At 67.0% G+C, this 11,870-nt stretch carries 9 protein-coding genes; 3 read left to right on the top strand and 6 right to left on the bottom strand.

What is annotated here, in order from left to right; genetic code table 11:
* Positions 1-580 precede the first annotated feature (580 nt).
* Entirely contained in the window at positions 581-1,303 is a 723-nt protein-coding gene (locus A4H34_RS03780) for a metal-dependent transcriptional regulator (RefSeq protein WP_064231135.1), read from the bottom strand.
* A gap of 117 nt (positions 1,304-1,420) precedes the next feature.
* Here A4H34_RS03780 and A4H34_RS03775 point away from each other — a divergent pair, with 117 nt between their 5' ends.
* Entirely contained in the window at positions 1,421-2,650 is a 1,230-nt protein-coding gene (locus tag A4H34_RS03775) for an aminotransferase class V-fold PLP-dependent enzyme (RefSeq protein ID WP_064231134.1), read from the top strand.
* A gap of 115 nt (positions 2,651-2,765) precedes the next feature.
* Here the strand turns inward: A4H34_RS03775 and A4H34_RS03770 are convergent, their stop codons facing one another.
* From A4H34_RS03770 to A4H34_RS03750, 5 genes are all read right to left on the bottom strand, one after another.
* Positions 2,766-4,142: an MFS transporter gene (locus A4H34_RS03770; protein WP_064231133.1), complete on the bottom strand. Its 1,377-nt coding sequence runs from the start codon at positions 4,140-4,142 to the stop codon at positions 2,766-2,768.
* Between the two features lie 368 nt (positions 4,143-4,510).
* Positions 4,511-6,010: an NCS2 family permease gene (locus A4H34_RS03765; RefSeq protein WP_231870938.1), complete on the bottom strand. Its 1,500-nt coding sequence runs from the start codon at positions 6,008-6,010 to the stop codon at positions 4,511-4,513.
* A gap of 176 nt (positions 6,011-6,186) precedes the next feature.
* Positions 6,187-7,422, bottom strand: a complete 1,236-nt coding sequence (gene manA, locus A4H34_RS03760; protein WP_064231131.1) for a mannose-6-phosphate isomerase, class I — start codon at positions 7,420-7,422, stop codon at positions 6,187-6,189.
* A gap of 1 nt (position 7,423) precedes the next feature.
* Positions 7,424-8,206, bottom strand: coding sequence for a DUF3027 domain-containing protein (locus A4H34_RS03755; RefSeq protein WP_082903136.1), 783 nt, complete (start codon positions 8,204-8,206; stop codon positions 7,424-7,426).
* Positions 8,199-8,573 (bottom strand): cold-shock protein, encoded by a 375-nt coding sequence (locus tag A4H34_RS03750; RefSeq protein WP_040322371.1) that lies wholly within the window; start codon positions 8,571-8,573, stop codon positions 8,199-8,201. The genes A4H34_RS03755 and A4H34_RS03750 overlap by 8 nt, the downstream gene beginning before the upstream one ends.
* Positions 8,574-8,866: 293 nt before the next feature.
* On the opposite strand from A4H34_RS03750, the gene A4H34_RS03745 reads away from it, so the two are divergent.
* Positions 8,867-10,912 carry a TPM domain-containing protein gene (locus A4H34_RS03745; protein WP_197480407.1) on the top strand — a complete coding sequence of 682 codons (2,046 nt, stop codon included), beginning with the start codon at positions 8,867-8,869 and terminating at the stop codon, positions 10,910-10,912.
* Between the two features lie 33 nt (positions 10,913-10,945).
* A complete protein-coding gene (locus A4H34_RS03740; protein WP_009197665.1) occupies positions 10,946-11,701 on the top strand; it encodes a PspA/IM30 family protein in 756 nt (251 codons plus the stop codon).
* Positions 11,702-11,870: the final 169 nt, after the last annotated feature.

The following is an 11,870-nucleotide window of genomic DNA, read 5'->3' as shown; positions in this document are numbered from 1 at the left end:
GTGACAAACGGGGAAGCGAAGAAATGGAGAACATTACCCATCCCTCGCAAAACCCTTGAATTTGCGCGACTTATTCACAATATCGGACTGTTTGCCGGAACTACTACTCCAGTTTTAGGACCTATGTCACATTTCAGCGAGATTGCAAGAAGAGATCACGTTTTTGTCGCGTCGTTGCAACGATTTCCCATTCGGAAGGCTCAGAACGAGCCTTCCGCCACATTCTTGCGCTTTGGAGCTCGGACGCCATCCCCGCAGGAGAACCTAGGGGTGGTTCCCCAGCGCGCGAAGCCGCCGACGCGCACCGCGCCAAAGCGAAACGCGCCGCCTCCGGCGGGCGGCGCGGCTGCACTGCGGCAACGCCGGAGTGCTCGCAATACAGAGCCGCCTCCGGCATGCGTCGCGGCCGCGACGCCGCGCGGGCGGGTGGGGGCGGCGGGCTCTTCGTGCCGCGCCCGCCCACAACGGCCCGTGCGCCGCTCGACCTCGCAACGTGTCTGCCTCACAACGCGCGCCGCTCTGCCTCACAAACAGACAGGGCTGCCGGCCTGCAGCGAAAGAGCCAAAGCCTCCGTTTTCGCTACCTCGCGAACAGGTGGGCCTGCTGCCAGTCGGAAAGCTTGACTTCGCGGCCGGGCTGCGCGCCTTTATTCGACTCCTCTTCGCCGGGCCTTTCCCCTCCGCCGGAGGCCGCGATCGTGACGCGTCCGCCGTCGTCCTCGATCCTCACCCGGGCCCCGGGGACGACGCCGGCAGCCGAGAGCCGGCCGAGGAAGTCCGGGTCGGTCTGCACGCCTTCGGCGATCCTGACAATGACGGCCTCCCCGAGGTCGCCTCGCGCGACGCGGTCCTTCACCGAGTGAAGGTCGCTTTGCACGGCGCTGCTCGTCACGCCTTCGATTCCCGGGATCGGGTTTCCGTACGGATCGACGTCGGTGTGCTCGAGGAGCGTTTCGAGGCGCTCCTCGACGGCGTCGGACATGACGTGCTCCCACCGGCACGCCTCTTCGTGGACGTCGGACCAGGGCATGCCGAGGACGTCGAGGAGCAGGCGCTCCGCCAGCCGGTGTTTGCGCATGACCCTGGTGGCCTGCCGCTTGCCCTCTTCCGTCAGCGCGACGACGCGGTTGTTCTTGACGTGCATGAGGCCGTCGCGTTCGAGGCGGGCGACGGTCTCGGACACCGTCGGCTTCGACTGCTCGAGACGTTCGACAAGACGGGCGCGCAGCGGAGGAATCCCCTCTTCTTCGAGCTCGTACACGGCCTTGAGGTACATCTCAGCTGTGTCGACTAAGTGACTCATGATTCTCCTCGATTAACCGGTGGGGTTCGCCTGGCGCCCGCATCCAAAATTGGCGTCTGCATCCAGAATAATGGACCTAAGCTGCAATATCGCCCGGAATAAAGGCACTATTGGCTTATGAATATCGAGATCCCGTCAGAATTGCTCCCCCGCGAAGGCAGATTCGGATCGGGCCCTTCGCGCCCAAGAATCGGATTGCCCGCTTCCCTCGGAGGCGCCGAAGGCCTCGTCGGGACGTCGCACCGGCAGGCGCCGGTCAAGGCGCTGGTCCGCCGCATCCGCGAAGGCCTCGCAGAGTTCTTCGACGCCCCCGCCGGCTACGAAGTCATCCTGGGCAACGGCGGCGCCTCGCTCGTATGGGACGCGATCGCCTTCACCGGAGTGCGACGCCGAGCCCAGGCCGCCGTCTTCGGCGAATTCACAAGAAAGGCCGCCGCGGCGGCAGCGCGCGCCCCGTGGACAGACTGCTCAACGGTCGAAGCGGCTGCGGGCGAGGTCGCCTTGTGCGACGACGGCGCAGCGGACAGGGGACGCGACGGCGCGGAGGCGGGTGCAACGGGCGACAGCGCAGCGGCCGAGGACTTGGCGGCGGGACTCTCGCGCACTTCGCTCCCAGGCGCGGACGGCCTCGCGGACACGGCCGAACCGGAAGCCGTCGATGCGTATATGTACGCGCACAACGAGACTTCGACAGGCGCGATGAGCCCCGTTCGCCGGTTCGGCCGCGGCCAGGCGCTAACCTTCGTCGATGCGACGTCGAGCGCGGGAGGCGTCGCCGTCGACGTCGGCGAAACCGACCTTTACTACTTCTCCCCCCAGAAATGCTTCGGGGCCGAAGGCGGGCTGTGGCTGGCCCTCGCCTCCCCCGCCGCGCTCGCGCGATTCGAGAAACTGGCCGGCGAGCGGTACGTCCCCGACATCCTCAACCTCCATCTGGCGGCGGCGAACTCACGCGCCGATCAGACGCTCAACACGCCTTCGATCGTCAATCTCGCAATTCTCGCCTCGCAGATCGACTGGATGCTCGAAAGCGGCGGCCTCGCGGCGATGGACGCCCGCTGCCGCCGATCCTCGGGAATCCTCTACGAGTGGGCGGAGCGCTCCGACTTCGCCGCGCCCTTCGTTTCGCCGCAATGGCGCTCCCCCGTGGTCGCCACAATCGACATCGACGAGGCGATTCCCGCCGACGCCCTGCGCCGGGTCCTCCGCGCGAACGGGATCCTCGACGTCGACCCGTACCGCTCGCTCGGGCGCAATCAGCTGCGCGTGGCGACTTTCCCTAATGTCGAGGCCGACGACGTCGAAGCGCTCACAGCCTGCGTCGACTACGTCGTAGAGCGCATGTGAGCCGTTTGCGGGCTGTCGCGAGCGGACGCGAGCCCCTGCGGGCCGATGCGGCCTGTCGCCGGGCGGAGACCTCGCCAGGCGGACGCGGACCGTCTGCGGAGCAGCCCCGGAAGCTTTAAAGAACGACCCCGGGAGTGTGGCGGTCCTGGGCGGAGGCCACCTCGCGCGCGAGCTCCTGCTCCCTGAGCCGCTCCCGCTCGACGGGGCCGATAATCTCAACGCGCGGGCGCGGCGTGAATGAGTAGCGGACCTCCACTCCCCAGTGGCGCCTGCCCCACACGAAGGCCGCAAGGACCACGACGAAGGCCGCGACGGCGCCGATCCCCACGCCCCAGCGCGGGCTGACGTTCTCGCACACCCAACCGGCGATGAACAAGCCTATCGGCGCCGTGCCGATCATGACCGTCTGGTAGAGCGACATGACGCGGCCGCGGATTTCTGGAGCCGTGGAAACCTGGACGGCGGTGTTGGCGCTCGTGAAAAGGAGAAGTGCGGTGAAGCCGACGAACACGAGCGAGACGGCGTAGGAGGCGTATGTGGGCATGACCGCGTTGACCAGCGCCGTGACGCCGCACAGCGCGGCCGCGACGGCCACCGTGCGCACGCGCGGGGCTCTGGAGCGGCGGGCGGCCAGGAGCGCGCCGCCGAGCGAGCCCGCGCCGAGCAGCGAGCCGAGAATGCCGTACTCCCCGGCTTCCAGGCCGAAAACCGTTCTGGCCATGGCCGCGCTCGTCAGCTGATAGTTCATGCACAGGCATGAAACGGTTCCCGCGACGACGAAGATGACGGCGAGGTCCGGACGCTGGCGAATGTAGCGGAGCCCCTCGCGGAAACGGCCGCGGCGCGAGGCCGAAGAATCGACCTCGCGTGCAGGCTCGCCCTGGCCGGCCGATTTCGTGAAGTATTCGCTGGGGCGCACCGCCAGAACCGCGGCGATCGTGAAACCGAAAGTCGCGGCGTTGACGAGGAACACCCAGCCGGAGCCGACCGCGGCGATGAGCAGACCCGAGGCGCCGGGGCCTACGAGCCGCCCCAGGTTGAAGCTCGTCGAGTTGAGGCCGACGGCGTTCGGCAGGTCCTCGGCGGGAACCAGTTCGGAAACGAACACGGCTCGCGAGGGCATGTCGACCGACGCCGCCGTCCCGCTCGCGAAGGCAAAAACGGCCACGTGCCAAACCTGCACCTCGCCCGTGAGCACGAGGGCCCCGAGCCCGGCGGCGAGCAATGCGAGCGCGCCCTGGGTCATTAGGAGGATCTTGCGCCTGTCGAACCGGTCGACGAGCAGCCCCGTGAACGGAAGGAAAAGCATCGTGGGTGTGAGCTGAAGCGCCGAGACCAGGCCGACGGCGAAGGCGTTGTCCTTCGTGAGCTCGGCGAGGACGATCCAATCCTGCGCGATGAACTGCATCCACGTGCCGATGTTGCCGATGAGGGAGGCGAAGAACCAGATTCGGTAGTTTCTGTGCTTGAGGCTGGCGAACGTGCGCCCCATTGGCCCCTCCTTTTCCTTCGTCGCGGACGGCTCCGTTCGCTTTCAGTGTGAGGCTTTCACTTTACGCCAATGAGGGAGCACGATCGTCGATCCCACGCCTACCCCGCAGCGCAACGGGCAATGGCGCCGCCTGCAAGACGCACGGGCAATGGCGCCGCCCGCCGCCTTTAAGACGCGGCGCATCGGCGTTCCCGCGGTCGGAGGCGCATCCCGCCGAACGCGATGGGATCGACGGCGAGCCCCCGCTTCGTCATGTCGACCTTCGACGACGAGCAGGGCGGCAGGCCCTTCCGCGCCTCGCGGCAATCACCCGTTCTCGGCGGCTCACGCCGAGGCCTGGCTCCCCCGCCCAGACAAAGGCTGCAGCGTCAGATGAGGCCGAGCATCCTCTGGATCGGGTCGAGCAGAAAGTAGACGACGAACAGCGCGCTGACGAGCCACATGAGCGGGTGGATCTTGCGCGCCCTGCCGCGGGCCGTCTCAACCATGCAGTGGCAGATAAAGCCGACGCCGATGCCCACCGTGATCGAGTAGCCGAAAGGCATGAAGACGATCGTCAGGAAGGCGGGAATGGCGATCCCCAGGTCGGTCCAATCGATCTTCGCCACCTGCTGCATCATGAGGAAGCCGACGGCCACGAGCGCCGGCGCCGCGGCCTCGTTGGGCACAAGCGCAGCGAGAGGGGCGAAGAACGTCGACAACAGGAAGGCGACGCCCGTGACGACGGACGCAAGGCCGGTTCGCGCGCCGTCGGCGACGCCGGTGGACGACTCGATGTAGGAGGTGTTCGAGGAAACTCCGCCGGCGCCGCCCGCGATCGCCGCGAGGGAGTCGACGAGCAGAATCCTCTGCGTGTTCGGCGGGTTGCCGGCGTCGTCGAGCAGATCGCCTTCCGCGCCGACGGCGACCATCGTTCCCATCGTGTCGAAAAAGTCCGCGAGCATGACGGAGAAGGCCAGAACCGCGACGGCGACCACGCCGATCTTCGCGAACGGCCCGGCAATCGAAAACTCGCCCAGGGTCGAGAAGTCTGGGGTTTGAACCGGGCTCCCCTTGAGCGACGGAACGGTCAGACCCCAGCCGCCCGGGTTGTCGCCGCTGTGGGGCCCGACGTGCCTGACCGCTTCGACTGCGACCGCCAAAACTGTGGTCGAAACGATTCCGATGAGGATCGCGCCCTTGACGTGGCGAACCATGAGGACGACGGTCAAAGCGAGCCCGAGTGTGAAGACGACGAGCGGCCATGTCGAGACCGAGCCGTTGACGCCGAAGACGAGCGCCGTCTCGCCTTCCCCGCCCTTGTGGACGATGCCGGCGTTCACAAGGCCGACGAAGGTGACGAACAGTCCGATCCCCACGGAGATCGCGGTGCGCAGAAATTTGGGCACCGCGCGGAAGATCGCTTCGCGCAAGCCCGTCAGCACAAGGAAGACGATGACGATTCCCTCGATGACGATGACCCCCATGCCGTCGGCCCACGTCATCCCCGGGATCTTGACGATCGTTCCTGCAACCATCGAATTGAGGCCGAGGCCCGCCGCCAAAGCGAGCGGGAAATTCGAGACCGTGCCCATGAGGATCGTCATGAGGCCGGCAACCAAGGCTGTTCCGGCGACGATCGCGGCTGCGTCGGGCTTCGACCCTCCGCCGAGGTACTTTCCGGCGGAGTCCGTGCCCGAAAGGATAATCGGGTTGAGGACCAGAATATAGGCCATCGCGAAGAACGTGACGACGCCGCCGCGGATCTCCCGCCACGCCGAAGTTCCGCGTTCATTGAGATGAAAATAACGGTCGAGGACGCCCTGCCGGGATCCGGAGGCGGAGTCCGACGTCGTTTGAGAAGTACTCACGTCACACCAGTCTCGCATATCAGACTTATGCGAAGCGATTCTGACCGAATGGCGAGACGAAACTGTGCGAGCCGCGCGAGGCGGATCGCGAACGGCGCGGATCGCAAGCGGTGCAGATCAAGAGCTGCGCTGTTCGCGAGCGCGTCGCACGGGTGCGGCGCTCTGGCGGAAGGCGCGGACGCGGCCGCCGCGGCTCAGGGCACGGCCGCCTGCACAAGATGCCCGATTCCGCGCATTGTCAACTGCCCGTCGCTGGCCGGGACGAAGACTGCCTGGCCCGCGATGACGCTTCGGACGCGGCCGCCTGCCTCGAGCTGGGCGGCGCCCCGGAGGCACAAAACCGTGCGGGGGCCGATCCCGCGCACCCGCACGCGCGTGTTGGCGTCCCTCAGCCGTATCTCCGAAAGCTCGAAATCGTCGACCGGGGCATAGAAGGTGGAGACGGCGGCGTTGACGCGTTCGGGCGCGATCCGCGTGGGCGGCGAGGCGGAAGAGTTGAGCACCGCGAGCAATTCGGGCACGTCGACGTGCTTGTGGGTGAGCCCCGCCCTCAGCACGTTGTCCGAGGCCGCCATGATCTCGACCGCCACGCCGCTGAGGTAGGCGTGGACGGTGCCCGCGGAGAGGAAAAGCGCCTCGCCGGGGTTGAGGGTCACGGGGTTCATGAGGAGCGAGGCCACCACCCCGGGGTCGCCCGGATAGCGTTCGGAGAGCATGGCGGCCACGCGGTCGGCGCGGGCCGACGGCGAATCGGCGGCGGGCCGCGCCGCGCAGGCTTCCGCCACCTCGGCGACCTCCTCGGGCGAGGGCCGGGTCTGCTCGCGCAGAAGGTATTCGAAGGCCCCGCGCACTCCGCCCATGCCGAGGACCGCTCGCAGGCGCTGGGCCAAGGGCGCGTCCAGGCCCTTGAGGACCTCGCCGATGCGGCGCCGTGCTCGAAATCCCGCGAGCGCCTCGAAGGTCGTGAGCGCGTAGGCGAGCTCGGGCTTGTGGTTGCGGTCCTTGTAGTTCCGGTCGGGCGCGGACCTGGGCACGCCCGCCGCCTCCTCGGCCGCGAAGCCCTCTTCCGCCTGTTCGATCGACGGATGGACCTGAAGCGACAGCGGCTCGGCCGGGGCGATGACCTTGAGAAGGTAGGGCAGGGACGTCCCATACCTCTCGACGACGGATTCGCCCAGCGCGGCCCCGGGGTCTTGGGCGATCCATTCGGCAAGCGACTGCGAGGGCGGCCCCGGGGGCACCCGCGAAGGGTAGAGCTGCGAATCGTCGACGATCGACGTTCCGACCCCGACGGAGGCGGGGCCGTCCGGGTGGGCGCCGAGCCACACTTCGGCCACGGGCCCCTCGGCGGGCGGCTTTCCCAGCAATCCGGGAATGGCCGACGTCGACCCCCACTGATACGGACGGGCGCGTCCCCTCAACTCCAGCACGTCAGGATCGGACCCCTGCGGCGAGCTCCATATCGGCCTCGTCGACTACGGGTTCGGCGGGATCCCACATCCTCTCCTGATCCTCCGCAGAGACGTCGGTCTCGGAGTGAGAGCCGCAGCCGTGGTCGAAGGACACAACCTTGCCGTCGAAAGGCGACCATTCGTTGGCGCACACGCCGAAGAGGAGCCTGGCGGACCCTCCCATGGGCATGAGGAAGCCACACGTCGAGCAATTGGCCTGGGCCTGGCGGGTTCCGGGGTTGTCCGGACCGCTATCCCCCTTGTACCACCTTGTAAATGCGGCGTCGCGTCCTTCTTTTGACAGGACTCTCGGCCGCCCCAGGCCCATCTCGAAAGGGTCGATCTGATCGGCGTCCTCCCCCGTCTGCTCGAACCCCGGTTCGAGCCGCGAATCGTCGGCGTTGTAGGGAAGTCGGTCCGTCGGAGACACGTCGGAGGGCTCGACCCTGTCCGACCACGGCACCCATTCCGGGGCGAGCAGCGCATCCGGGCCGGGCCGCAGGGCCACCTCGTTGACGGTGACCCGCGACGAACGGGGAATGCGCGAAACCGTGACGGTCCAGAACCAGCCCCTGTATCCGGCCTTCAGGCAGGCGAAGGCGTGCGTGAGCAGCCTCTCCGCTTCGACGACGACGCCCGCGTGCTCCCCGATCTCCTCGGGATTCGCCACGTCCTCCAAGGCCGCGCGGGCCGCCTCGACCGCCTTGAACAGGATCTTCTCTTTGCCCGCCGACGACGTCGGATTCACAACCGCGCTAGGCATCGAAATCATCCGCCAATCTCCGCAGGGCCGAGGCGATGCGGCGCCCGCCGTCGGGATACCTGCCGTGGCGAAGCTGATTGGAGGCCTTGTCGAGGATCTTGATCAGATCTTCGATGATCGCGACCATTTCCTCCGGTTTGCGCCGATTTTTGCGTGCGAGCGATTCGACCTTGGCCTTCGGGGCCACGGTGAGGGCCTGGGGCCCCCGCCGAGTGTCGGCGACGCTGAACTCGACCCGGGTTCCGGCCTTCACGCGCGAGCCGACGGGCAGCGCGGAGCCGGAGAAGAACACCTCGGTCCCGTCGTCGCCCGCGATGAAGCCGAATCCCTTCTTCTCGTCGAAGAACTTGACTCTACCCGTAGGCACGTCACACCAACTTTCATATAGAAACGGCCGCATGAGGCGCGGCCATACCGTCCACTGTGCAGTAGTTTAGCCGCTGCGCACACGAGCGGGCCGGCCAGATGCGCACGCCGCCCTCGCGCCGTCCCCGCTGCCCCCCCCGCGCCGGGCCTCCGACCGTCAAATCGTCATATTGCCACGGGCGGAAATCACGCTGCATCGGCCCCGCCGCATCGGCGACCTGGTAACTTTGTCCCTGGGGATTCGTTCCCCGGCCGCACGTTGCCCACGCTGACATGGCAGGTGAGAATCAGACCGTGAAGAAAACGAATCGCCATTGCCCGATGCGACGACTCCTCGCGCCTTCGATAGCCCTCGCCGGTCTCGTGGCCGTTCCCGCAGCCCTCGCGGCTCCCGCCTTCGCCGAGGAGCCCGAAGAGCTCAAGTCGACGGTGACGGACACGGCAGGCGTGATATCCAACGAGAAGGCCCTTCGCGACGCGCTCGCCTCGACCCAGGACAAGACCCACAAGTCGGTCTACATCGTTTTCGTCAAGAACTTCGGCTCGAAGACGACCGACACTTGGGCGAGGGACGCCTTCCGCAAATCCGGCCTGTCCCGCTCGGATTCGCTGATCGCCGTGGCGACCGAGACCCACAGGTTCTCGCTCTTCGCCGGGGGCTCAGGCTATTCCGTCACCGAGCTCAGGAAGGCCCTCGACGGCTCGGGCGTGTACGACAAATGGCGCAGCGGCGACTGGGCGGGCGGGGCGAAGTCCGTCGTCTCCAACCTCGAAGAGAACGCCTTGAAGAAGGAGGGGGCCGATTCTGAGGGGGCCGGCGAATCGAAAGGGTCGGGAATCTCAGGGAGCACCGCGGCGCTCCTCATCGGAGTTCCGGCCGTCGGAGCCGGCGCCGCCGGCGGCGTCTACGTTTGGCGCAGGCGCAAGAAGGGCAAAGAGCTCGAGGCCAAGAACGCGGAAGACCTCGCTTCGCTGTCGAAGCGCGCCGCCCGCCAGCTCCTCGAAACCGACGACGGCGTGCGCGGGGCGGCCGCGGAACTCGAATTCGCCCGCGCCGAATTCGGCGTCGAGGCCACCAGGCAGTTCGCCGAGGCTCTGGCCTCCGCCCAGGATTCCATGCAGAAGGCCTTCGTCGTGCGCCAGGAGCTTGACGACGACATTCCCGAAACCCCTCAGCAGCAGTGGGAGATGAATCAGAGGATACTCGCGCTGACCGCTTCGGCCCGCGAATCGATCACGGCGCAGGAGCAGGGCTTCCAAAACCTGAGAAACCTCTCGGCGCGGGTCGACCAGCACTTGGCCGAGCTTCAAACGAGGGCCGACGAGCTTGACGGGCAGCGCGACATCCTCGTGGCCGAAATCGACAACCTCGCCTTGACGTACTCGCAGGCCGCGCTCGCAACGCTGCGAACATATCCAGACCAGATCGCGACTCTCGTCACGAGCGCCCGCAGCTCGATCGCCTCGGGCCGCCACAGCGCCTCCGAAGGAAAGCGCAACGAGGCCGTCGCTTTCGCGCGCATGGCCGAGGAGACGCTGGGCCATGCGGCGGCGAAGGCCGAAGAGATCAAGAAGGCGCACGGCTCTCTCGACGACGCCTTCCAAAAGGTGCATGCCGCTCTGGCGTCCATATCCTCCGACGTCGTCGACGCGAAACGCCTCGGCGCCGGCAACCCCGTCATCGCCGCGAAGCAAGCCGACGCCGAGAAGGCAATCGCCGCCCATTCGAACGGCGACGTCGACCCGATCAAGGCGTTGTCCGAGCTGGCCGCGGCCGAGGATGCGCTCGACGCAGCGCTCGTCGACGTGCGCAACGCCGACGAGATCAGGAAGCGCAAAGAGGAAGCGAGCCAGCGCAACCGAGGCATCGCCCAGCAGACGATCGACCGCGTGGAGAAAATCGAAGGGTACGGCCGCTACGCCGACCAGAAGGCGAGAACCCTTCTAGCAACCGCCCGGGAGAACATCGCCAAGGGCGACTCCGCGCAATCGCCCGACGCCAAGGACGATTACTACAAGGCCGCGGTTTCCGCGGCCGACCGGGCGGAGGACAGGGTCATGGACCTCCGCGAGCGCGATTCGCACAGGTACGACTACGACGCGCGCGACGGCGGCGGAATTGGCCGCACAATGGGCGGCATGCTCGCGGGCATGGTGCTCGGGTCGCTCTTCAACGGCGGGAACGACGACCGCCACGGAGGAGGCTTCTCCACCGGGTCCTTCTTCGGCGGCGACTCCGACGACGGCGGGTTTTCCCTGGGATCCTTTTTCGGCGGCGACTCCGACGACGGCGGCGGCTTCGACTTCGACTTCGGCTCCGGCGACGGCGGATCCTTCTAGAACTTCATCAACACCTTACCGAAAGGCACAGATATGGCTGAGAAGCAGACGATCCTGGGACGGATCACCCAGCTCGCCAAGGCGAACATCAACGCCTTGCTCGACAGGGCCGAGAATCCTCAGAAGATGCTCGACCAGATGGTCCGCGACTACACGAATTCGATCGCCGAGGCGCAGGACGCCGTGGCCGTGACCGTGGGCAACCTCCGGCTCGCCCAGGCCGACTACCAGGAGGACGTCAAGGCCTCCCGCGAGTGGGGGCAGAAGGCGCTCGCGGCGTCGAACAAGGCGGAGCAGATGCGCCTGGCGGGCAACGAGCAGGACGCCGCGAAGTTCGACAACCTGGCCAAGATCGCCATTTCGAAGCAGATGGCCTCCGAGAAGGAGGCAAAGGACGCCGAGCCGCTCATCGCCTCGCAAGAAGAGGTCGTCGCCAAGCTCAAGGACGGCCTCGACCAGATGCGCAGCAAGCTCGATGAGCTCAAGACGAAGCGCAACCAGCTCGTGGCCCGCGCGAAGACGGCAGAGGCCCAAAACCGCGTCCAGGATGCGATCTCTTCGATCAACGTCCTCGATCCCACGTCCGAGCTCGGCCGCTACGAGGACCAGATCCGCCGCCAGGAGGCGCTTGCTCAGGGCAAGGCCGAGGTGGCCGTCTCGTCCCTGGACCAGCAGTTCGCCGAACTCGAAGACCATTCGCAGGACATCGAGATCGAGGCAAGGCTCGCCGCCCTCAAGAGCGGCGACGCCCCCGCCCAGATCGAGGCGCGCGACTTCAACGCCTACTGACGTCGCGGCGGCGGCTTCAGCCGCGGCTGCAGCCGACCGTCGTTTCGGCCTTAGCGAACGCCAAGGCGGAGCCCATCAAGCGCGCCCGCGCCGCCGACGCAGCGCCCCTGCCGCGCAGGAACCATTGCCTGCCAAGCAGGGGCGTTTTTGCAGACAATTCCCAGGAATG

This window comes from Peptidiphaga gingivicola, assembly GCF_001652275.1.
GTDB classification, from domain to species: Bacteria; Actinomycetota; Actinomycetes; order Actinomycetales; family Actinomycetaceae; genus Peptidiphaga; species Peptidiphaga gingivicola.
Note: the sequence above shows the minus strand (reverse complement) of the source record. Positions and strands in the feature narration are given on the sequence as shown.

Excerpts from the sequence above, each read along its gene's own strand:
- A4H34_RS03765 (WP_231870938.1), bottom strand. The coding sequence starts at position 6,010 with ATGCGAGACTGGTGTGACGTGAGTACTTCTCAAACGACGTCGGACTCC.
- A4H34_RS03740 (WP_009197665.1), top strand. The coding sequence starts at position 10,946 with ATGGCTGAGAAGCAGACGATCCTGGGACGGATCACCCAGCTCGCCAAG.
- A4H34_RS03780 (WP_064231135.1), bottom strand. The coding sequence starts at position 1,303 with ATGAGTCACTTAGTCGACACAGCTGAGATGTACCTCAAGGCCGTGTAC.
- A4H34_RS03770 (WP_064231133.1), bottom strand. The coding sequence starts at position 4,142 with ATGGGGCGCACGTTCGCCAGCCTCAAGCACAGAAACTACCGAATCTGG.
- A4H34_RS03755 (WP_082903136.1), bottom strand. The coding sequence starts at position 8,206 with ATGCCTAGCGCGGTTGTGAATCCGACGTCGTCGGCGGGCAAAGAGAAG.
- A4H34_RS03775 (WP_064231134.1), top strand. The coding sequence starts at position 1,421 with ATGAATATCGAGATCCCGTCAGAATTGCTCCCCCGCGAAGGCAGATTC.